Annotated in this window: 20 protein-coding genes and 1 other annotated feature; of the genes, 2 read left to right on the plus strand and 18 right to left on the minus strand. The window is 39.0% G+C overall.

The genetic code is table 11. The features are described from left to right. Positions 1-99 precede the first annotated feature (99 nt). From radC to NST66_RS22645, 8 genes are all read right to left on the minus strand, one after another. Positions 100-786, minus strand: a complete 687-nt coding sequence (radC, locus tag NST66_RS22610) for a RadC family protein (protein ID WP_028411718.1) — start codon at positions 784-786, stop codon at positions 100-102. 15 nt (positions 787-801) lie between these two features. Beyond that, on the minus strand, positions 802-1,371 hold the full coding sequence (locus NST66_RS22615) for a Maf family protein (protein ID WP_033579650.1): 570 nt from the start codon (positions 1,369-1,371) through the stop codon (positions 802-804). A gap of 111 nt (positions 1,372-1,482) precedes the next feature. Continuing rightward, entirely contained in the window at positions 1,483-2,565 is a 1,083-nt protein-coding gene (locus tag NST66_RS22620) for an SPOR domain-containing protein (protein WP_340843707.1), read from the minus strand. Between the two features lie 118 nt (positions 2,566-2,683). Then, positions 2,684-3,439 (minus strand): prepilin peptidase, encoded by a 756-nt coding sequence (locus tag NST66_RS22625; protein ID WP_034265545.1) that lies wholly within the window; start codon positions 3,437-3,439, stop codon positions 2,684-2,686. Further along, positions 3,436-3,630, minus strand: coding sequence for a hypothetical protein (locus NST66_RS22630; RefSeq protein ID WP_033579647.1), 195 nt, complete (start codon positions 3,628-3,630; stop codon positions 3,436-3,438). The genes NST66_RS22625 and NST66_RS22630 overlap by 4 nt, the downstream gene beginning before the upstream one ends. A gap of 185 nt (positions 3,631-3,815) precedes the next feature. Continuing rightward, on the minus strand, positions 3,816-4,373 hold the full coding sequence (locus tag NST66_RS22635) for a DUF420 domain-containing protein (RefSeq protein WP_028411723.1): 558 nt from the start codon (positions 4,371-4,373) through the stop codon (positions 3,816-3,818). 159 nt (positions 4,374-4,532) lie between these two features. After that, positions 4,533-5,831, minus strand: a complete 1,299-nt coding sequence (locus NST66_RS22640; protein ID WP_028411724.1) for a bifunctional folylpolyglutamate synthase/dihydrofolate synthase — start codon at positions 5,829-5,831, stop codon at positions 4,533-4,535. 96 nt (positions 5,832-5,927) lie between these two features. Then, the gene (locus NST66_RS22645) at positions 5,928-8,570 is read right to left on the minus strand and encodes a valine--tRNA ligase (RefSeq protein ID WP_340843708.1); all 2,643 of its coding nucleotides are present in this window, start codon (positions 8,568-8,570) and stop codon (positions 5,928-5,930) included. A gap of 82 nt (positions 8,571-8,652) precedes the next feature. Then, positions 8,653-8,897 (minus strand) — a binding site (T-box leader). A 230-nt stretch (positions 8,898-9,127) separates the two neighbouring features. Between NST66_RS22645 and NST66_RS22650 the strand changes: the two genes are divergently transcribed. After that, on the plus strand, positions 9,128-9,325 hold the full coding sequence (locus NST66_RS22650; protein WP_013059354.1) for a hypothetical protein: 198 nt from the start codon (positions 9,128-9,130) through the stop codon (positions 9,323-9,325). 11 nt (positions 9,326-9,336) lie between these two features. Here the strand turns inward: NST66_RS22650 and ysxE are convergent, their stop codons facing one another. The 8 genes from ysxE to hemA form a co-directional block, all read right to left on the minus strand. Further along, the gene (ysxE, locus tag NST66_RS22655; RefSeq protein WP_013085128.1) at positions 9,337-10,386 is read right to left on the minus strand and encodes a spore coat protein YsxE; all 1,050 of its coding nucleotides are present in this window, start codon (positions 10,384-10,386) and stop codon (positions 9,337-9,339) included. A 77-nt stretch (positions 10,387-10,463) separates the two neighbouring features. Next, positions 10,464-11,603 carry a stage VI sporulation protein D gene (spoVID, locus tag NST66_RS22660; RefSeq protein WP_028411727.1) on the minus strand — a complete coding sequence of 380 codons (1,140 nt, stop codon included), beginning with the start codon at positions 11,601-11,603 and terminating at the stop codon, positions 10,464-10,466. A 147-nt stretch (positions 11,604-11,750) separates the two neighbouring features. Continuing rightward, positions 11,751-13,040 (minus strand): glutamate-1-semialdehyde 2,1-aminomutase, encoded by a 1,290-nt coding sequence (gene hemL / locus NST66_RS22665; protein ID WP_013059357.1) that lies wholly within the window; start codon positions 13,038-13,040, stop codon positions 11,751-11,753. 16 nt (positions 13,041-13,056) lie between these two features. Continuing rightward, positions 13,057-14,037, minus strand: a complete 981-nt coding sequence (hemB, locus tag NST66_RS22670; RefSeq protein ID WP_014458109.1) for a porphobilinogen synthase — start codon at positions 14,035-14,037, stop codon at positions 13,057-13,059. Between the two features lie 17 nt (positions 14,038-14,054). After that, entirely contained in the window at positions 14,055-14,828 is a 774-nt protein-coding gene (locus NST66_RS22675; RefSeq protein ID WP_033579645.1) for a uroporphyrinogen-III synthase, read from the minus strand. Beyond that, positions 14,828-15,760: a hydroxymethylbilane synthase gene (gene hemC, locus NST66_RS22680; protein WP_028411729.1), complete on the minus strand. Its 933-nt coding sequence runs from the start codon at positions 15,758-15,760 to the stop codon at positions 14,828-14,830. Before hemC ends, NST66_RS22675 begins: the two co-directional genes overlap by 1 nt. Positions 15,761-15,773: 13 nt before the next feature. Next, the gene (locus tag NST66_RS22685; RefSeq protein ID WP_013059361.1) at positions 15,774-16,607 is read right to left on the minus strand and encodes a cytochrome C assembly family protein; all 834 of its coding nucleotides are present in this window, start codon (positions 16,605-16,607) and stop codon (positions 15,774-15,776) included. Between the two features lie 14 nt (positions 16,608-16,621). Continuing rightward, positions 16,622-17,962, minus strand: coding sequence for a glutamyl-tRNA reductase (gene hemA / locus NST66_RS22690; protein WP_033579644.1), 1,341 nt, complete (start codon positions 17,960-17,962; stop codon positions 16,622-16,624). Positions 17,963-18,291: 329 nt separating this feature from the next. Between hemA and NST66_RS22695 the strand changes: the two genes are divergently transcribed. Next, on the plus strand, positions 18,292-18,777 hold the full coding sequence (locus NST66_RS22695; protein ID WP_013059363.1) for a LiaF transmembrane domain-containing protein: 486 nt from the start codon (positions 18,292-18,294) through the stop codon (positions 18,775-18,777). Between the two features lie 93 nt (positions 18,778-18,870). Here NST66_RS22695 and yihA read toward each other — a convergent pair whose 3' ends face one another. Both yihA and lon read right to left on the minus strand, forming a co-directional pair. Next, positions 18,871-19,458, minus strand: a complete 588-nt coding sequence (gene yihA, locus NST66_RS22700) for a ribosome biogenesis GTP-binding protein YihA/YsxC (protein ID WP_013059364.1) — start codon at positions 19,456-19,458, stop codon at positions 18,871-18,873. Further along, complete coding sequence (gene lon / locus NST66_RS22705) at positions 19,455-21,779, minus strand: endopeptidase La (protein ID WP_033579643.1); 2,325 nt, start codon at positions 21,777-21,779, stop codon at positions 19,455-19,457. The genes yihA and lon overlap by 4 nt, the downstream gene beginning before the upstream one ends. Positions 21,780-21,831 lie beyond the last annotated feature (52 nt).

The following is a 21,831-nucleotide window of genomic DNA, read 5'->3' on the forward strand; positions in this document are numbered from 1 at the left end:
AAAGTCATACTTTGTCTATTAATAACGAATGATTGTAAAGAACTTGTCATTTAAAATCATGACTACTATTATAACCCAAGGATTTTAAAAAGCATAGCCTTACATGTATCCTTTTTCTTTTAAACTAATATATTTTCGATCTCCGATAATTAAATGATCTAACAATTCAATTCCTATGATAAATCCGCACTCTTTTAAGCGCTTCGTTACCTCTATATCTTCTCTGCTGGGAGTAGGGTCGCCGGAGGGATGATTATGAATACAAATAAGAGATGCAGCTGAACGACGAAAGGCTTCTTTAAATACTTCTCTTGGATGGACAATAGATGAATTGAGGCTTCCGATAAAAATGGTTTGCTTGTGGAGAACTTGATTTTTCGTGTTGAGGTATAAACAGACGAAATGCTCTTGGGACAGCACGCGCATTTCTTCCATCACATAATTAGCTCCGTCTTCAGGGCCATGAATGGTATATCGCTCACTAGATTTCCGCTGTACAATCCTCTTACCTATTTCAATAGCCGCTATAATTTGAATCGCTTTTGCAGGTCCGATACCTTTAATATTCATCATTTCATCAAGCGATGCATGCTGTAAAAGTTGAAGACCTTCAAAATGCGTTAATATGCGATTGGACAGCTGAAGAACAGATTCATCTTTGGTTCCGGTGCGCAGCAAAATAGCAATAAGCTCGTGGTTAGAAAGACTAGAAGCGCCCATTGCCACAAGGCGCTCTCGAGGTCTTTCATCTTGAGGAAAATCTTTAATTAGCAATGATTGATCCAATTTCGTCACTCCTTTTTAGTAGACGAAACCGTATTGTTTTAGCTCACGTATTGTTCGGGAGAGCGGCAAGCCCACCACGGAGAAATAGTCTCCTTCAATTTTTTTAACTAGCGCAGCACCGAGACCTTGAATTCCATAAGAACCAGCCTTGTCCATAGGCTCTCCTGACTCTACGTACTGTACGATTTCATCTTGTTCAATCGGCCAAAACTCTACATCAGTTTGTTCATAAAACGTATGAACTTTTGCATTTGATACGAACGCTACTCCAGTTAACACCTGATGTTTTTGACCTGACAGCATCGTAAGTGTTTCAATCGCTTCTTGTTTCGTTTTTGGCTTTCCTAAAATACGATTGCCATATACGACAACTGTATCGGCGCCTAGGACCATATCCTCTTTATAATGCGAAGCGACGTCCACTGCTTTTTGCCTAGCTAAATCCATTACTACCTCGGACGGAGTGTATGATGGATTGACGATTTCTTCAATTGTACTAACGTGAACGGTAAAGGGAATGTGAAGCTGCTGAAGTAATTCTTTTCGACGAGGAGAGCCTGAGGCTAAAATTAATGTTTGTTTCATACATCTCACCTTTGCATTTTGGTTTTAAAAAAGAAGGACACACCGTTATTTTAGCAATTTCATCTCTAAATGACAATAAACAAGTGAGGCAGCATTACACTACCTCACCTGTTAAGACGTTACAAGGCTTTCATACTGCTGAAGAGCTTTTAACACGTATCGCTGAGCAAGCCAAGCGTCTTTACTGCTTTTATTGTCTTCATATGAAGATAGAGAAGCCGCAGCCTTTTGAAGGGTGCTCACCATGGTTTTAATGTCTTCATTTGACGCTTCTTTCTGAACTTTTGTCAGCTCTTTTTTCAAAGATTTGATATCAGCTACCCGCTCTCCCTCAATCGCTTTAACAGATTGATCTAAGAGATTAGCCATAAACGGCTGCGCTGTTGTTATAACCGTTTGATCTTTTTTCCCTAATTCGCTGGTGGGCTTAATTTCATAAGACTTTACATATACATCTTTACCTTGTTGTTTATACGTTTTACTAAGTGCCTTTGCTTTTTCTTCTCCAGTGGCAGCACCAACGACAAGAGAATAGGTTTTAGGTGAAAAAATCTCGCCTGCTTCGTTCTCTTCTTTCCATTTATCCATTGCTTTATTTGCAGCAGTTTTTGATGAAAAAGCACCTGCTTGCACAATGTAAAAGGAAAAAGGGTCTAAAGTAGAAGCAGCAGCTGACGTATCCTTCGATTCCTGTTCGCTTTTCTTTTCAGCTTTACCAACACTTTCAGTGGCAGACGCTGTTTGAGCAGCTTTTTCTTCTTTCGCTCGCTCACTTGTTTGTGCTTTGCTTACAGGCTGTTCGCTTCCTGTCATCATTTTCACACCAACCATACCAATGCCGCTGCCTATTCCGACTGCTAGCAATACAATCACAGCCGTTCGTTTGATCACACCGCCGTTTACTGTTTTAATCGAAACATTTTTAGGATGTAATCGCGGCTTTTTCTTCTTTTCATTTCTTACATCTTCAATAAACACCACTTTATTTTCTTCCACATGAGAATCTTTGGATGCCGGTTCCGGAAGAACCCACGTAAATTCGTCTTTTTCCGGCGCTTGTTCTTCCTTCTCATCCTTAGATTGACCATTGATTTTAATTGAAATTTTTCGTTCCTGCTTGTCCACTGCCCCACCGCCTTTAGTTAACGTAGTCTTAGTACCGGTTGTAAGCTGAGGTAAACCGACATAAAACATACACTTTTTTCCATGCTATCATAGAAGAAAAAAAAAATAACAAGACATTTGTCGTCTTGTTACAAAAGGTTTTCGCTATTTAGTTACAGAAATTTTAACTTTGTCGAAGACTTGAAGCTCAATAAAAATAGTTGCTAACATACCAATCTATCAATTCGTTTCCATGAAAATAAGCAGCTATTGTCCCTATAAAAATAAAAGGAACGAAAGGAATTGGTACACCTACCTTTGCCTTTTTCATTAACAATGCTCCTATACTAACGGTTCCGCCTATTAATATAGCTAAAAAAAGTGATAGCAAAACAAGCTTTACTCCAAGCACAATACCAATCAAACCATACAATTTAATATCTCCTTCTCCAAGGCCTCCTCTGCTGAGAAATGCGATTAGAAAGAGGAGAAAAAATGCGATTCCTCCTCCCATTAAAGAATCACTCCACGAAGTTAATGGAATGAAAAGACGCTCAAGAAGAAAGATAGGCAAAAAGAAAAGCAGCACCTTATTTGGGACAATCATATAGGCTATATCTGAGACAACGATAATTGTTAAAAAAGAAACAAAAGTTAATATGACAATCAGTTCTAACGTCATATTCAATTTTAAAAAAGCATATACAAATAAACTTCCTGTCGAAAATTCTACGAACGGGTAGATGAAGGAGATTTTTTTGCGACACATACTACATTTTCCTGCATTTTTAATGTAGGAGACTACGGGGATTAACTGTTGTGGAGAAAGAACGTATAAACAGTGTGGACAATGAGATCTTGGAGATAAAATAGATTTTCCCTGAGGAATTCTAAGGCCTGCTACGTTGTAAAATGAACCTAGAGTGATACCTGAAACGAATAGATAAAGGTAAATTATACTCATACGACTCCTTCCATTTCAGGGGTATAGAATACTAACTGTAGATTTTCTTTTGAATGGGGCAATGTATCTTTTCCTTTTAAATAGCTGCCAATAAACGGTATGAGAAAAGCTGCTAGAAGACCTATTACGATAACCAGTATGATCACTTGCGTGAGAGAAAGTCCTTTATTCTCTTTTGACAGTTTATCCATTTCCACACCTCTCTTTTATTGATTAGTATCAAACAGCTCCTTCATTAATAAACTGAATCTTAATACCCATAAAAGTCATATTCTGTATGCCTCCTTCCTTAAAACACACCTTTTATAGGTAATAAGGATTATACCACTAAAAAACAAAAACAGCATAAAAAAACGTCTGCAAAAGCAGACGTTTTTTAATAGTAAGGAGCCATAAATAAGTAGACAATTACACCTGTAAGGCTTACATAAAGCCAGATTGGCATTGTCCATCGCACAATTTTTTTATGTTTTTCAACTTGCATTGTCCAGCCCCACACAAGTGCAAACAGTGCCAGAGGAACGATAATCGCTGCTAAGAAACTGTGTGTGATCAAAATAAAGAAGTAAATGGGACGAACAATTCCTTCTCCACCAAACGTAGCTGTTTCGGTTGAGATATAGTGGAACGTTAAATATGAAACTAAAAAGAGCAGTGTAGAAGTGAATGCCGCTAAGATAAACCCTCTATGAGCATTGATGTTTTTTCTAAAGATTGAAATCAACGCTGCAACTAAAAAAATAAACGTAAAACTATTCAAAATAGCATTTAACCGTGGAAAGATAGTCAAATCAAAACTTACTTTTCCTTGATAGCCAATATTCGAAAAGAATAGCAGTAAGATAATAACATTCGCTATCACTGAAAAGGTAAGAATAATACCGGTAAAGTTTTTATTACTTTTCGGTACAATTTTTTCATTATTCTTACTCATGTTAACAATCTCCTTATTTAGTGATGTACATGTTTATTATATATCACTTACCTAGGGGGTGAAAGTGACAATACTTTGAACTTAGTGCTTCCTTATTATTTGTATCCCTTTCATACATTATGTTAAAAGCAGCAAGATTTCACTTGCTGCTTCTGCTGCTCATTTGAGAAGAAAGGCCCGCACTTCTGATATAAAATACAGAGACCCTGTAATCACGACCATGTCTTGTTCACCTGTCGCCTTTTCCTTTACGTAAGCAATTGCTTTTTTCCACTCCTCGTCCATATGCTTATTACGATGAGTACTCATCTCATAAAGCTCCCCAGCTGCGCGAGCACGAGGAAAGTCAAACGACGTAAATGTAATACTTGCAGCGATTGTTTCAAGTTCTTGGACCATTCGATCAGCGCTTTTATCATTTAAGCAGCTGAAGATTAAATGAATGTTTCGATCTTCATAATGAAGGCGTAAAGTAGATAACAAGCTATCAATGCCTTCTGCATTATGAGCCCCGTCAATAATCGTTAAAGGATGCTCATTTACTATCTCAAAGCGGCCGTTCCACTTTGTATGCTGAATCCCTTTTATCATTTGCTCATTGGAGATAGAAAGCTTTTTCTTTTCTTTTAAATAACAAACGGCCATCACAGCCAAAGCTGCATTTTTAACTTGATGATAGCCAAGCATATTTAATTGCAAGTGTTCAAATGTACCATACGGCGTTTTTAACGTAAAGCCTTCTCCATTTGCTAAGGGCTCATAGTTTTCAATTTTAAATTCTTTTCCTAACACAAATAACGAAGCCTGCTTCAAATTTGCCTCTTCTGTAATGACGTCAAGCGCCTTTACTTGCTCTGCACCAGTAATAATAGGGACTTCTTTTTTAATAATCCCCGCTTTTTCTGCTGCAATTTCTTCTACCGTATCACCTAGTATCGCCATGTGATCAAATCCAATGTTTGTAATAATACTCACCATAGGATTCACAACGTTTGTTGAATCATATCGTCCCCCAAGACCTGTTTCAAACACAACATAGTCAACTGAATCATGATAGCCGAAATAAAGAAAAGCCATGATTGTAATCACTTCAAATTCCGTTGCTGACCCTAAGTCCGTATGTTCTAGTCGCTCCACTACAGGCTTTACTTCCTGAACAAGAGCGGTCATTGCTTCATTTGAAATAGGCTGTCCATTCACGCTAATCCGCTCATTAAATGTTTCGATATAAGGGGAAGTAAACGTTCCAACTTTATACCCTGCTTCTTCTAACATATTTCGCAAATACGAAACAGTAGAACCTTTACCATTCGTCCCAGCAACGTGAATAGCATTTATATTTTGCTGCGGAAAATCAAGCTGCTCTAGCATCCATTCCATTCGTTCTAACCCCGGCTTGATTCCAAAGCGAAGTCTGTTATGAATCCAATCAAGCGCTTCTTCATATGTCGTTATCATCTTTTATTCACCTTTCTTTTCCATCGCTATTATTATGTAAAGAAAAAGCGTCGCTATACAAGCCACGCTTTTTCTGTTAGTTTATTAACCCATTGATTATCCGCGTAATTCAGCAATACGAGACTGAACAGCTTCACGTTTTTCAACGTAATCTTGCTCTTTTGCACGCTCTTCTTCTACTACTTTAGCAGGCGCTTTTGCAATAAAGCCTTGGTTGTTTAATTTCTTTTGTACACGTTCTACTTCTTTGTTTAACTTATCGTATTCTTTTTCTAAACGGGCGATTTCTTCTTCGATATTAATTAAACCTTCAAGAGGTAAAATTAATTCTGCGCCTGTTACAACAGCAGTCATCGCTTTTTCATCTAATGAAACATCGGTTGAAATCACAAGCTCACTTGGATTACAGAAACGTTCTACATACGCACGATTCTTTTCAAGCTGACTTTGAATATTTTCATCTTTAGCTTTAATAAATAATTTTACTTGTTTGCTCATCGGCGTGTTCACTTCAGCACGAATGTTACGAACAGCACGGATAATATCTACAAGTAAACGCATATCGTTAGCAGCTTCTTTATCCGAAAGCTCAGCGCGTACTTCCGGCCATTTAGCTACTGTAATTGATTCACCTTCATGCGGCAAGCTTTGCCAAATTTCTTCAGTAATAAACGGCATGAATGGATGTAAAAGTCGCATTGTGTTATCAAGTACATAAGCTAAAATTGAGCGAGTGGTCTTTTTAGCTGCTTCATCTTCTCCGTAAAGAGGAAGTTTAGCCATTTCAATGTACCAATCGCAGAAGTCATCCCAAATAAAGTTATAAAGAATGCGTCCAACTTCACCAAATTCATATTTGTCAGCTAATTTTGTTACGTACTCAATCGTTTCATTTAAGCGCGTTAAAATCCATTTATCCGCAACTGACTTTTCTCCTGATAAATCAAGCTCTTCAAATGTGATGCCGTCCATGTTCATTAATGCAAAACGAGAAGCATTCCAAATTTTATTTGCAAAGTTCCACGTCGCTTCGACTTTTTCAAAGCTGAAGCGTAAATCTTGTCCCGGTGAGCTTCCTGTAGATAAGAAATAGCGAAGAGAATCTGCACCGTATTTCTCGATTACTTCCATTGGATCTACGCCGTTACCAAGTGATTTACTCATCTTACGACCTTCAGCATCTCGTACAAGACCGTGAATAAGTACATCGTCAAACGGACGTTTACCCGTAAATTCAAGACCTTGGAAAATCATACGAGATACCCAGAAGAAAATAATGTCGTAGCCCGTTACAAGAACATTTGTTGGGTAGTAGCGTTTGAAATCAGCTGCATCCACATCCGGCCAGCCCATTGTTGAGAACGGCCATAGCGCTGAACTGAACCATGTGTCTAATACATCTGAATCCTGTTCCCAGTTTTCGATATCTGCTGGAGCCTCATGATCTACGTATACTTCTCCAGTTTCTTTATGATACCAAGCTGGAATGCGATGTCCCCACCAAAGCTGACGCGAAATACACCAGTCGCGAATATTTTCCATCCAGTGTAAGTATGTCTTTTCAAAACGATCAGGCACAAAGTTTACTTTTTCTTCTTGTTTTTGAAGATCTACTGCTTTATCTGCTAACGGCTGCATTTTTACAAACCACTGAGTTGATAAATAAGGTTCAACAACGGCACCGCTTCGTTCACTGTGACCTACTGAATGCATGTGGTCTTCAATGTTGAACAATACGCCGTCTTCTTGAAGGTCTTTAACAATTTGCTTACGGCAAGCAAAACGATCCATTCCTTCATATTTACCTGCTTTGTCATTCATCGTGCCGTCTTGATTCATCACTAAAATACGCTCTAAATTATGACGGTTTCCAATTTCAAAATCGTTCGGGTCATGAGCAGGCGTAATTTTTACCGCACCAGAACCGAATTCCATATCTACATAATCATCGCCTACGATTGGAATTTCACGACCTACAATCGGAAGGACAACCTTTTTGCCGATTAAGTGCTTATAGCGATCATCTTCAGGGTGAACAGCTACAGCCGTATCTCCTAGCATTGTTTCAGGACGAGTTGTTGCGATTTCAATATGTCCAGAACCATCTGCCAACGGATAGCGCATATGATAAAACGCACCTTGTACATCTTTGTAAATAACCTCGATGTCTGAAAGAGCTGTTTTTGTAGCTGGATCCCAGTTAATAATATATTCTCCGCGATAGATTAACCCTTTTTTGTAAAGCGTTACGAATACTTCGCGCACTGCTTTAGAAAGGCCTTCATCAAGCGTGAAGCGCTCGCGTGAATAGTCTAAGCCAAGTCCTAGCTTCGACCACTGCTGGCGAATAAAGCTTGCATATTCTTCTTTCCATTTCCACGTTTCGGCTACAAAATTTTCGCGGCCTAGATCGTAGCGGCTTTTCCCTTCGCTGCGAAGCTTTTCTTCTACTTTTGCCTGCGTTGCAATCCCCGCATGGTCCATGCCAGGAAGCCATAAAACGTCATAGCCTTGCATGCGCTTCATACGCGTTAAGATGTCTTGTAACGTTGTATCCCAAGCGTGGCCTAAATGCAGCTTGCCCGTTACGTTTGGGGGTGGAATTACAATTGTATATGGCTCTTTTTCAGGGTCATTTGTTGCTTCAAAAAACTTCCCGTCTAACCAATACTGATAACGATTTTCTTCAACGGCTTTTGGATCATACTTCGTTGGAAGAGTCACTTCTTTTTCAGACATAATGTATACCTCCATAATATAAAGTTTCAGTCTTTAGAAACTGTGTAAAGCTTTTATAAACATAAAAAAACTCCTTTCCTAATAAAAGGACGAAAGGAGTTGATTTCGCGGTACCACCTTTTTTTATAGACGTATCCCGTTTGATAAGCCTATACACTTCATTTCATAACGGTTGATTAACCGGCTTTTTCTACTGAGCTATGCAGCTGTTCAAAAAAGCTACTCATAGGCGACATTCCGAGTGCACATTCTTAAGAAATCTCACAGCAGCTGATTTCTCTCTCTGAAAGACGAACATCCCGTACTCTTCCTATTCACTGTATTTATGTATGAATTTCTCTTAATTATACTATATGAAAAAATGTTGAATCGTCAATAATCTTCTCCATTTTTTTATGATTATATTCATAATTTTTTTGTTCTGCTCTTTATTTTTTCATTCACTCGCTAATTTTGGAAATAAAATGAAAAGTCCGCTCAAAAAAATGGCACCATTTCTTTCTTTTTTCATATACTTACTTTAACCTGGGCACGTGGATTGAAAGGGGCATGTACAAATGAAGAAACGAATAAATGTAAATTCGTATCAGCTGCAGCGGTGGCTCAAAACAGCAGGAGCGGCTTGTGGACAGTTTATTGTTCCTTTAACAATTTTTCAAGGTATACGTACACTATTCTTCCCCACAACCTTTGATGTACTGTTGTTGGCACTTCTTGCCATACTAGCGGTTGCTTTATATTCGGACTGGATTTAAAAACCCAAGCGCTATTCGTTCGCTTGGGCTTGTGCAGCTGCTTCCGCTGCCATTTTTTTTTGCTGATCTACTTCAAATATTTTAATATTGAGCTGTTCAATGTTTTTCGTCAGCCAGTATGCTCGAATAAATGACTGCATATGTTCAAGCTCCGTTTTACTTTCTTTATGCTGCCTATATTGAACGATACACTGATACAAGGGTTCTGGAAACGCTAAATAACTGTGCAAAAGCAGTCTTTCCTCTTCTCTGAGAGCAAAATGTTTTTCATACGTACTAAACCACTCATAGCTGTCATAGGTAGTTACTGGGTACGTGCGAAGAGTACGGAAATAAAATGAGACCAAATCATAAATCGGTGAAGCATCTTTTGCATGTTCAAAGTTAATAAAAAAACCATTTCCCCGTTCGTCATAGATAAAATGTTTAGCCGATAGCTTTCCATGAGACGTAACCAGCCGGATCTTTTCCTTTTCTTCCATTTCATCGTTCCACTGATCGAGCTTTCCAAAACCAAACTCAAGCGCTCTTGTCATTTCATAATAAAATGTACAGTAATGCAACTCAAACGGGGACATATACACTTTCTTCTCGCATTCTACTACGTACTGCTTCAGCTCTTCCTGACGTTTTTCCCACGTTTCTTTCATCGATGTATAATGATTTTCTATATCTTCTTTTTTTACTTCTACTTCCTGCGCCGAAGCACCGTGAAGCTTAGCAAGCTCTTGAAATAATTTATGATATCGAATATCACGCTCTTCGGTTGGGTTATTTGGGAGCCACGGCATTAAGTAATACGAGCCGCTTTCATCTGAAACAATGGGCTGAGAACGCTTCGTTTGATAAATAGGGACAAAGCCCATCCACCCTTTTTGATACACGTTCTGCAACTTTTGAATGAAGTTCTGATTTCGCTCTTGATGATTCGCCATTTCTTTAAGCGCAAATACGCCAGTTTTTGTATAGACTTTTTTTACTTTTCCGTAGTCTTCGATAAAGTCAACATCTAAGTCATATTCTTTTAACAATACTTTGTAGTCTGCTACTGTCCGCTGCATCTATATTCTCCTTCCTCGTAAAAAATAAAGAAAACAGTTAAGACATTATATGCGTCAAAACTGTTTTCTTTCCGACTTTAACGAACGGGAATATTTAAGATGCTTCCTTCTTCCAGCTCATATTCATCTCCTAAATTATTCACTCGTAAAATGTTTTGTACATTCGTATTATAGCGGTTTGCTATCGTATCAAGCGAATCTCCGTCTTGAACAATACAAAGCTTCCACGTTGAAAAAGCTTCTTCTTCCCGCGAAAAGAGCTTTGTTAAATAAAGGGCGTTTTCATTTCGGCCGCTTTCATTTTCTTCTTTCCGAAATTCAACAATAATCTTTTCCTTTTCTTGCTCAGCCTCTTGTTGAACGTCAGCATACGTATTTAATTCACTAGCTTGCGATTCTTCGAAGCTTTCTTGCTCTTGACGAAGCTGAAAGAGCTCAATCACGTTGTCTTCTCTTTCTTCCTCGATTGGTGCCTCTTTTTTCACTTCGACTTCAAATGGTTCATATGCTTCCTCTTCATATTCCACGACCGGCTCAGCACGAGATTCTTTTTTAAATACAGATGAAAAATAACTAGGAGGCTTTTCTGAATGATCTTCTTCAATAGCCTCTGCCTCTAAAAGTGCGGGAGCTTCACGATAGCTTACGTCAAACTCTTGCTCCTCTTGTTTCTCTTCTTCTTGAGCAAAGTTTTCAGTATATACCTCTTCAGCATCGTCTGCTTCTTCATAGGAGACGATGTGCTGTTCTTCCGCAAACTCTTCCTCTTCTTCTCGTTCTTGTTCTTCATGCTGTTCCCCGTACAATCCTGTGATGGACAAGTCAGCCATTAGCTGCAGCTGATTTGTGCCTGGTAATTCATAATCAAATAAATCAATAGATACATATACATCTTCAATACTTTGAATACGATTTTTAGGAATGGTAATATCAACAGGAAATTGATGTGATAATTCAGCCGTTCCGTCTTCACGGACAGAGATAGATTGCACTTGATTCTCATTTGTATATTCGCGTAACGAGTGCTCTCCCTCGTACGTTTCGTATTCACCTGTTAATTGTAATGCTCCTCGAATAGACACATATTGGTCATATTCTTGAATAGATACTTGAGGCTCTAAGGAGATAGACAAAAGTTGTGAGACTTCCTGTCCTTTTTGAAACCATACTGATTCTTCTACGGAAAAACGCAGACATGATAAATTATCCTGCGACAAATTGTTCTCCCCCTTCCAACACCCGCCAGGTAATAGCGCGGTCATTAAAGATGTATGAACAAATAAATTAAAATATGTCTTGAAAACTAAAAAAGCTTACGGAATCCTCCGTAAGCTTCTTTATAAAAGTTATTTCTATTTAGCTGTTTATCCACGCAACTTTGAAAAAGCTTTTTCAGCTGCTGCAATTGTATGTTCAATGTCTGCATCTGTATGAGAAGTTGATAAAAACATTCCTTCGAATTGAGAAGGAGGTAAAAACACGCCTTCATTAGCCATTTCACGATAGTAAGCTGCAAAATAATCTAAATTCGATGTTTTCGCTGTTTCGTAATTTATGACCTGTTCGTTTGTGAAGAAGAAACCGATCATTGAACCAGCTCGGTTTACGGTAAACGGCACATCATATTTTTCAGCTGCTGCCATCAATCCTTCTTCTAAGCGATCTGCTTTACGAATGAACTCATCGTAGGATTGAGGTGTCAGCTGTGTTAATGTCTCGTATCCAGCTGTCATCGCAAGCGGATTACCTGATAATGTACCTGCTTGATAAATCGGGCCGCTTGGTGCAACTCGCTCCATAATTTCAGCTTTACCACCGTAAGCACCTACTGGTAAACCACCACCGATTACTTTTCCTAAGCAAGTTAAGTCAGGCGTAATGTTGTAGTAGCCCTGTGCACAGTTGTACGCTACGCGGAACCCTGTCATTACTTCATCAAAAATGAGCAGTGAGCCATATTCTGATGTGATATCACGAAGCCCTTGTAAGAAACCGGGCTGAGGTGGTACCACACCCATATTTCCTGCTACCGGTTCAACGATTACTCCGGCAATGTCATCTCCGAATTCTTTAAAAGCATATTGTACGCTTTCTAAATCATTGTACGGCACTGTAATCGTGTTTTTAGCGATTCCTTCAGGCACTCCCGGGCTATCTGGTAGGCCTAACGTTGCAACGCCTGAGCCAGCTTTAATGAGAAGAGAGTCACCGTGTCCATGGTAACAGCCTTCAAATTTTAAAATTTTGTTGCGGCCCGTATAGCCACGCGCTAAACGCAGTGCGCTCATCGTTGCTTCCGTACCTGAACTCACCATACGGACGATTTCGATTGAAGGAACGCGCTCAATCACAACTTTAGCGAGCTCATTTTCAATTAATGTTGGTGCACCAAAGCTTGTACCAGATTCCGTTACTTTTTTTACTGCTTCAACTACTTGATCGTTGGAATGTCCGTGAATTAAAGGTCCCCATGATAAGACGTAGTCAATATATTTGTTGCCGTCAATATCGTAAATCGTAGCGCCTTTTCCTCGTTCCATAAAAATAGGATCCATATCTACTGATTTAAATGCACGAACAGGACTGTTTACTCCACCCGGCATTAGTTGCTGCGCTTCTAAAAAAGCTGCTTTTGACTTTTCATAACTTCTCATGTGTAAGCCTCCTTAATTACTTGTCAGATAACCAGCGTGCTGCGTCTTTAGCATGATACGTTACAATTAAATCCGCTCCTGCACGCTTCATGCTAATTAATTTTTCAAGAACAATCTCTTTTTCATTTACCCAGCCGTTTTGAGCTGCCGCTTTAATCATTGAATATTCACCGCTCACATTATAAGCCACTACAGGTAAATTAAACGTATTTTTCACATCGCGCATAATATCTAAATATGATAGAGCTGGTTTTACAATTAAGAAATCTGCTCCTTCTTCGACATCAGATTCCGCTTCTCGAAGTGCCTCTAAGCGATTAGCTGGGTCCATTTGATATGTTTTACGGTCTCCAAATTGAGGAGAAGAATGCGCTGCATCACGGAATGGTCCGTAAAAAGCAGATGCATATTTAACAGCATAAGACATCACCGGCACATCTTCAAATCCAGCTTCGTCTAGACCGTGGCGAATAGCTGCCACGAAACCGTCCATCATGTTTGAAGGCGCAATAATATCCGCTCCTGCTTTAGCTTGACTAACCGCTGTACGCGCTAATAAGTCAAGGCTAGGATCGTTTAAGATTTTTCCGTCTTCAATTACACCACAGTGGCCATGATCTGTGTATTGACACAAGCATGTATCTGCGATAACAACAAAATCTGGAAAATTTTCTTTAATTTGACGAATACCTTTTTGGACAATTCCGTGGTCATGGTATGCCTGTGAGCCGACCGCATCTTTTTCAGCGGGAACACCAAATACCATAGCTGACTTGATTCCTAAATCGACTAACTCTTGGATTTCATCATTCAAGTAGTCTAAAGAAATTTGATCCACACCTGGCATTGATTTTACAGCATTTCTTTTTTGTTCACCTTCTACAATAAAAATAGGATATATAAAGTCTTCCGGATGTAAATGTGTTTCACGTACAAGCGCACGCATATTTACAGAATTACGAAGACGACGATGACGTGTAAATTGTAAATCTTTCATGTTAAAATCCTCCTTTATTATTCAAAACAACTAACCAACATATCTATCATACCATTTATTGTGTATGTGTTAGGAACAAGATGCTTAATTCCATATTCGCTCGCTGTCTGACTCGTAATAGGACCGATGCAAACAACTTTGGTTTCATTTATAAGCTCAAGCCAATTCGGAATATCTTTTACTGACTCGACAAAAAATCTCACTGTAGAAGAACTTGTAAAAGTAATGGCATCAATTCCTGTTTCTAAATGTTGCTTAACCAAGCGTTCAGAGCCTTGATTTCGAATGGTCTGATATACAACTAAATCCGTTACCTCACACTCTTTTAACCCATCTTTTAAAACAGAGCGGGCTAATTGTCCTCGTACAAGGAGAACTCGCTCGTGATGTAACACATTTGCTTTTAACGACTCAAGAAGTGATTCGGCAACGTATTCTTTTGGAACAAGTTGCACGTTAACATCGTATTTTTCCAGCAATTTTGCGGTTTTTTCTCCAACCGCAGCCACTTTTAATCTTTTTAAAGCACTCCGACTGATATTTAACTCTTTTAGCCATTCAAAGAAAAAAGAAATGCCGTTTTGACTTGTAAAAACAATCCAATCAAAACAGTCAATCGACAGCAGGACATCTTCCACTTCTTTTTCATTGTTAGAACGTGCAAACGTGAGGACTGGTAAGCTTAAAGGTATGCCTCCAAGCTTTTTAATCTGTGTTGCAAATGAATGAGCCTGCTTCGCTTCTCTTGTAATCAAAACTTTTTTCAAAAAAAGAGGAGCCTCATGACTCATTATTTGTCCAGCTCCTCTTTTACGCGGTCAATTAAAAGCTTAGCTCCTTGAGATGTTAAGCGACTAGCAGCTTCTGAACCGATAGCAACGGGGTCTTTTCCCGTAATGTGCTCTTTATAAATCGTTTTGCCATCAGGAGATGCGACTAGCGACGTTAGCTCAATATTTCCACCGTCTACTATACGCCCATATCCCGCAATCGGCACTTGGCATCCGCCTTCCATCTCTTTTAAAAATACGCGTTCAGCTCTAACAGCACGAGCCGTTTCATCATGATTTAGAGTTTGAAGAAGCGATAATAATTCATCGTCATTTTCTCGGCATTCGATAGCTAAAGCTCCTTGTCCTACAGCAGGAACACTTATTTCCGGCTCTAGGTACTGAGTGACCGTATCTCTCGACCAGCCCATACGAGATAGTCCTGCAGCGGCCAAGATAATCGCATCGTAATCTTCATTTTTTAATTTCTCTAGGCGTGTATCGATATTTCCTCGAATCCATTTAATTTCGATATCTGAACGCATAGATAGAAGCTGTGCCCCTCGACGCAAGCTGCTTGTCCCAATCACAGCACCGCTTGGCAGCTCCTCAAATCGCTCACCATTTTTTGAAATAAGCGCATCACGGTGATCTTCTCGTAAAGGAATACATCCAATCGTTAATCCTTCTGGCAAAACAGCCGGCATATCTTTCATACTATGAACGGCCATATCAATTTCTTTATCTAACATGGCTTGTTCAATTTCTTTTACAAAAAGACCTTTACCGCCTACTTTGGACAGCGTTACATTTAAAATTTTGTCCCCTTTTGTCACCATTTCTTTAATTTCAAACTCAAAAGGAAGACCTTGTTTTTTTAACTGTTCAATGACCCACTTGGTCTGTGTTAACGCAAGTTTGCTTCGACGAGAGCCGACAATAATTTTTCGCATGTTGTCCTCCTAATTACGAACCCCAAAAGTGAAAATTCGATAAACTGCCAAATAAAAAGAAATTAATAAGTAAGACTAAGAACAATCCAATATTCCACATCGCGATTGCCTTTCCTTGAATACCTCTACGCAGTCTAGCATACAAGTAAGCGCTGTATGCAACAAACATTAAAAATGAACCTAACACTTTTGTATCGTACCAATGAAAATCTACGTATTTAATATAAGCCCATATGATTCCTAAGATTAACGAAAGCAATAACAGCGGTACACCAATTAAAATTAATACATAGGACATGTAATCTAGCTTTGTTAAATCTTCAATTCTTAGCAAGCGCTTGCCCCATTTCTTCTTTTTCAATAAATTATACTGAACAAGATACAGAGCAGAAAAAACAAAAGAAACTGAAAAAGCGCCGTAAGATAAAATAGCCATAGTAATATGGATGATTAATAATTCTGACACAAGGCGCTCCGACTGGACAGCCGTGTATGTTTCAAGTGGAGCAAACGTATGAATAGCCATAATTAAGAAACCAATCACATTTGTAAAAAACACCATAAAATCAACGCGGAACAGGCGATTAATCACAAGTGAAAGAGTAATTAACACCCACGCGTAAAAATACAGCCCTTCAGAAACAGTAAGAATAGGAAACCTTCCCGTCTCAAACATTCGTAAAATTAAAAAGGCTGTTTGCAAAACCCATACAATAGAAAGTAACCAGAAGGCTATCGAGTTTGCCTTCCGGTTATTTTGTACAAAATCAATAAAATATAATAAAACGCTCACCGCGTATAAAATCACAATCAATTCATAGATTCTGGTTAATTCCATATCAACCATTATTCAATCCTCACTTAAGACTGATAAGCTACTGAATGAGACGTAATCGATGTATGAAGCTGCTCTTCTTTTTCTTTTTGCAAAGCAACTTCCTGTTCAATATTAAAAATCTTCATGAACAGCTCTAAAGACTCTTCAGCATGTTTCTCTCCAGCCAATTCTTTCGCGTGTAAAATTGGATCGCGAAGAAGTTGATTAATTATACTTTTTGTATGTTTATTTAACACTTTGCGCTCACGCTCAGATAAATCTGGGAGCTTTCGATCAATGCTTTTCATCGTTTCAGCTTGAATGGTAAGTGCTTTTTGACGAAGTGCAGAAATAACAGGTACAACGCCTAATGTACCAAGCCAAGACTTGAAAGCAACAATTTCAGCTTCAAGCATAATTTCAATTTCATCCGCAGCTTTTTGACGCTCTTGCAAATTAGATTCTACAATCCCGTTTAAATCGTCGATATCGTATAAAAAGACCGTCTCTAGCTCATCTAGTTCTGGATCTAAGTCACGCGGAACGGCGATGTCTACCATAAACAATGGACGACCTTTACGCGTACGCTCTGCTTCACTCATCATTCGTTTCGTTACTACATAGTCATTAGCTCCTGTTGAACTAATTAAAATATCTGCTTCGCTTAAAGCATGTTGAAGATCAGCAAATGGTTTGGCTTCTCCAGAAAAACGGTTTGCTAGCTCCTGTGCCTTTTCAAATGTTCGATTCACTACCGTTACTTTTTTAGCTCCGCTGCCATATAAATTCTGCACGGCCAGCTGACCCATTTTTCCCGCACCAAGAATCAATACGTGTTTAGATGATAAGTCTCCAAAAATCTTTTTAGCAAGCTCTACGGCTGCGTAGCTGACAGAAACTGCATTCGCACCAATTTCTGTTTCATGATGAGCTTTTTTGGCTAATGTCACAGCTTGTTTAAACAGCTGATTAAAAACCGTTCCAATTGTTTCTTCTTCTTGAGCAAGCAAAAAGCTTGAACGCACTTGTCCAAGAATTTGTGTTTCACCAATCACCATTGAATCTAATCCACATGCTACTCGGTATAAGTGTTCGATGGCTCCATCATTTTCATAGATGGTTAAATAAGGCGAAAACTCTTCTTTATCTATTCCGAACCATTCAGCTAAAAATGCTTTTACATAATAACGGCCCGTGTGTAATTGATCAACAACAGCATAAATTTCCGTACGATTGCATGTTGAAACAATGATGTTCTCCAAAATGCTTTTTTGGCCGCTTAACGTTTTCATGGCAGATGCTAGTTCTTGCTCATTAAAACTAAGCTTTTCTCTTATTTCAACAGGGGCTGTTCGAAAGTTTAAGCCGACTGCTATAATATGCATTTGTACATACCCCCTATAATTGAAATGTGCTTATTTATCCGAATTTGACGGGCAGTAACCCCTAAATTTCCAAAGAGCTACAGTGAGATAACTGCCCGTAAAATCCGGCGTTCTTCATTCTACTATTCGTAAAAACCGGCGGACATTACACAGATGTAATCTTCGCCTTATCTCTAACTATTATAACATGTTCTATAAGTCATTCGAAAAAAAAATGTGAACAGTCTTTGAAAACATGTGTTAAGATATTAACTGTTATTCCGTAATAAATTGTATCAAAAAAGCAGCGTTTTATCACGTTTTCTGTTTTGAAACACCTGGAGGTTACTATGAAAAAGCAATCAATGTTTTTTGGTGTCTTACTAGTTGGATTTGGAATCTTTTTCTTACTGAATGAACTACATATGAGCATTGCAGCAAAGGTATACACGTGGCCTGTACTGTTAATTTTAATAGGAGCGGCACTGTTAACTGAGTCTGCTTTATCTCAAGATCATTCAAACTTGCTTGCAAGTTACATATTAATCACTTTAGGTATTCATTTCTATGTAAGTGAACAAATTCCCTTTTGGCCTACGAATATTAGCATGGTCGTTTTTATGGTGGCCATTAGCTTTTTACTCAGTGCTAGAAAAGCCAAATCGGGCTTTTTCCAAGGCGGCACCCTTTTAATTATTGCCATTTTAATGATGTTTTCAGACCGTCTTAAACTATTTTTGCCAAAAGTTGAAGACGGCGTAAATTATTTAACAACCTTCTGGCCTATTTTATTGTTACTAGTTGGGCTATATTTATTATTTTTCAAACGAAAGTAATCTATGTAAACAAGTTAAAAAAATGGAACGTTTGACTCACTTCCTGGTAGAGTGATGATAAACGTTCCATTTTTTTAGCTTCTATTCCTTTGTTTAGTGAGTCATGCGATACTGCAAAGATTTCCACGCTTTATCTTTTCCTTCACCTGTTTCAGATGAGAAATGAATTAATTCATCATTTGGATCTAAATCCAGCGTTTCTCTCACTACTTTTAAGTGCTTCTGCCATTTTCCTTTAGGAATTTTATCGGCTTTCGTCGCAATAACCATAACGGGAAGGTCATGGTGCTTCAAAAACTCATACATCATAACGTCATCCTTTGAAGGAGCATGGCGTAGATCAACAATCATTAACACAGCTTTAAGCTGCTCACGATTTGTTAAATACGTTTCAATCATTTTCCCCCATGCTTCACGCTCTTTTTTAGACACTTTTGCAAATCCGTAGCCAGGTACGTCTACAAAGTGAAGGATTTCATTAATTAAAAAGAAGTTAAGCGTTTGAGTTTTTCCAGGCTTAGACGACGTACGCGCTAAGCTTTTGCGATTGAGCATCTTATTAATAAAAGATGATTTTCCTACATTTGAACGGCCTGCTAACGCAAATTCTGGCAGGTTTTCTTTAGGATATTGTTCAGGGCGTACGGCACTGATAACAATATCGGCTTGAGTTACTTTCATTTTACCTCTCCTACTAGCGCATGTTCCAATACTTGGTCCACATGTGACACAAGAACGATGTCTAATTCCTCTTGTACACTGTCAGGGATATCTTCAATATCACGTTCATTATCGTGAGGGATTAATATTTTAGTTAATCCGGCACGGTGTGCACTAAGTGACTTTTCTTTTAAACCACCGATTGGTAATACGCGACCTCTTAGTGTAATTTCTCCTGTCATTCCTACTTCTCTACGCACTGGTTTACCCGTTAGTGCTGATACTAGAGCAGTGGCAATGGTAATTCCTGCAGAAGGTCCATCCTTTGGTACAGCTCCTTCTGGAACATGGATATGAATATCATGTTTTTCATAAAACTTCTCATCAATTCCTAGTTTCTCTGCATTTGAACGCACGTAGCTAAATGCCGCCTGAGCTGATTCTTTCATCACGTCTCCAAGCTTTCCGGTTAGCACTAGTCTTCCTTTACCAGGGGATAAGCTTACTTCAATGGCCAGCGTGTCTCCTCCTACAGTTGTGTAAGCAAGACCTGTAGCAACGCCAACTTGATCTTCCGTCTCAGCCTGTCCGTAGCGGAACCTAGGCTTACCAAGGAATTCTTCAAGCGTTTTGGCCGTCACCACCACGCGCTTTTTCTCACCAGAGACTACGATACGAGCTGCTTTTCGACAAATGGAAGCAATTTCGCGTTCAAGGTTACGAACACCAGCTTCTCTCGTATATAAACGTATGATTGCTGTTAAGGCGTCATCGCGAATCTGCAAATTGCCCTTTTGCAATCCGTGATTTTCTAGCTGGCGCAGCAATAGGTGACGCTTCGCGATTTCAAGCTTTTCCAGCTCCGTGTAACCAGCAATTTGAATAATTTCCATTCGATCGCGCAGCGGCCCCGGAATCGTAGCTAAGTTATTAGCTGTAGCCACGAACATCACTTTTGATAAATCATACGTTTCTTCTATATAGTGATCGCTGAAATTATGATTTTGTTCAGGATCCAATACTTCTAACAAAGCAGAAGACGGGTCTCCTCGGAAATCATTTGACATTTTATCGATTTCATCAAGCAGAAATACAGGGTTAATCGTTCCTGCTTTTTTCATTCCTTGAATAATGCGTCCAGGCATAGCTCCCACGTACGTGCGACGATGACCGCGGATTTCTGACTCATCTCTCACACCGCCTAGAGATACTCGTACAAAATGACGATCTAGAGACGTAGCAATTGAGCGGGCTAGGGATGTTTTCCCTACGCCAGGAGGTCCTGCTAAACATAAAATAGGGCCTTTAAGAGATTTTGTCAACTGCTGCACGGCTAGATATTCTAATACGCGTTCCTTCACTTTTTCAAGGCCATAGTGCTCATCGTTCAGCACTTGTTCAGCATTATGAATATTGAGCGTATCTTCCGTTTCGTTTGTCCAAGGTAGCGCAATCAACCACTCGATATAATTTCGAATGACTGAGCTTTCAGCGGAGGTAGCAGGAATTTTTTCATAGCGATCCAATTCTTTAAACGCCACTTGTTTGACATGGTCCGTCATCCCACTTGCTTCAATTTTTTCGCGAAGCGTTGCTACTTCTCCTGTCTTTCCTTCTTTGTCTCCAAGCTCTTTTTGAATCGCCTTCATTTGCTCACGAAGATAATACTCTTTCTGAGTGCGTTCCATTGATTTCTTTACACGCTGTCCAATTTTTTTCTCCAGCTGCAAAACTTCTTGCTCATCTTGAATATGAGAAATGATCGTATTTAATCTTTCTTTCACATCAGTTGTTTCTAAAATTTCTTGTTTAAGCTGAATTTTTATTGGTAAATGAGAGGCTACAATATCTGCTAATCTTCCTGGTTCTTCAATGTCACTTACGGTTGAAAGAGTTTCAACGGACACCTTTTTGGAAAGTTTTATGTATTGTTCGAAATAGTCTAAAAGCGTGCGCATCAGCGCTTTATCTTCTACATCAACCTGATGTTCTTCACTTTGCTTTTCCACGTGTACAACAAAATATTCTTCGCTGTCTTCAAATTCTGTAACGGTTACGCGATTTAGTCCTTCTACTAAGACGCGCATCGTTCCATTCGGCAGCTTTAGCATTTGTTTAATTTTTGCCAACGTACCGGTTCTATATAAATCCTCTTTTGTTGGTTCATCGATACCCATATCTTTTTGTGATACTAAACAAACTAAGTGATCATCCATCATTGCTTTTTCTAATGCTTGCACAGATTTGTCTCGCCCAACATCTAAATGAAGCACCATTGTCGGATAGACGATCAAACCTCGTAAAGGCAGTAGCGGCATTGTCAATTTTTCTTTTTCTGCCATGCAATGAACACCTCCAATGCTCGTCAATTAAAGTATGTAAAGTGTGAATTCT

Source organism: Priestia sp. FSL W8-0524, from assembly GCF_038005965.1.
Lineage (GTDB): Bacteria > Bacillota > Bacilli > Bacillales > Bacillaceae_H > Priestia > Priestia zanthoxyli.

Bases quoted from the DNA above. Each gene is read 5' to 3' on its own strand.
- ysxE (WP_013085128.1), bottom strand. From the start codon at position 10,386: ATGCAGCGGACAGTAGCAGACTACAAAGTATTGTTAAAAGAATATGAC.
- yihA (WP_013059364.1), bottom strand. From the start codon at position 19,458: ATGAAAGTAACTCAAGCCGATATTGTTATCAGTGCCGTACGCCCTGAA.
- NST66_RS22625 (WP_034265545.1), bottom strand. From the start codon at position 3,439: ATGAGTATAATTTACCTTTATCTATTCGTTTCAGGTATCACTCTAGGT.
- hemC (WP_028411729.1), bottom strand. From the start codon at position 15,760: ATGCGAAAAATTATTGTCGGCTCTCGTCGAAGCAAACTTGCGTTAACA.
- NST66_RS22640 (WP_028411724.1), bottom strand. From the start codon at position 5,831: ATGATAACGACATATGAAGAAGCGCTTGATTGGATTCATAACAGACTT.
- NST66_RS22695 (WP_013059363.1), top strand. From the start codon at position 18,292: ATGAAAAAGCAATCAATGTTTTTTGGTGTCTTACTAGTTGGATTTGGA.
- hemA (WP_033579644.1), bottom strand. From the start codon at position 17,962: ATGCATATTATAGCAGTCGGCTTAAACTTTCGAACAGCCCCTGTTGAA.
- NST66_RS22620 (WP_340843707.1), bottom strand. From the start codon at position 2,565: ATGTTTTATGTCGGTTTACCTCAGCTTACAACCGGTACTAAGACTACG.
- NST66_RS22645 (WP_340843708.1), bottom strand. From the start codon at position 8,570: ATGTCTGAAAAAGAAGTGACTCTTCCAACGAAGTATGATCCAAAAGCC.
- NST66_RS22615 (WP_033579650.1), bottom strand. From the start codon at position 1,371: ATGAAACAAACATTAATTTTAGCCTCAGGCTCTCCTCGTCGAAAAGAA.
- NST66_RS22635 (WP_028411723.1), bottom strand. From the start codon at position 4,373: ATGAGTAAGAATAATGAAAAAATTGTACCGAAAAGTAATAAAAACTTT.
- hemL (WP_013059357.1), bottom strand. From the start codon at position 13,040: ATGAGAAGTTATGAAAAGTCAAAAGCAGCTTTTTTAGAAGCGCAGCAA.
- NST66_RS22685 (WP_013059361.1), bottom strand. From the start codon at position 16,607: ATGGTTGATATGGAATTAACCAGAATCTATGAATTGATTGTGATTTTA.
- lon (WP_033579643.1), bottom strand. From the start codon at position 21,779: ATGGCAGAAAAAGAAAAATTGACAATGCCGCTACTGCCTTTACGAGGT.
- NST66_RS22675 (WP_033579645.1), bottom strand. From the start codon at position 14,828: ATGAGTCATGAGGCTCCTCTTTTTTTGAAAAAAGTTTTGATTACAAGA.
- NST66_RS22630 (WP_033579647.1), bottom strand. From the start codon at position 3,630: ATGGATAAACTGTCAAAAGAGAATAAAGGACTTTCTCTCACGCAAGTG.
- hemB (WP_014458109.1), bottom strand. From the start codon at position 14,037: ATGAAAGATTTACAATTTACACGTCATCGTCGTCTTCGTAATTCTGTA.
- NST66_RS22650 (WP_013059354.1), top strand. From the start codon at position 9,128: ATGAAGAAACGAATAAATGTAAATTCGTATCAGCTGCAGCGGTGGCTC.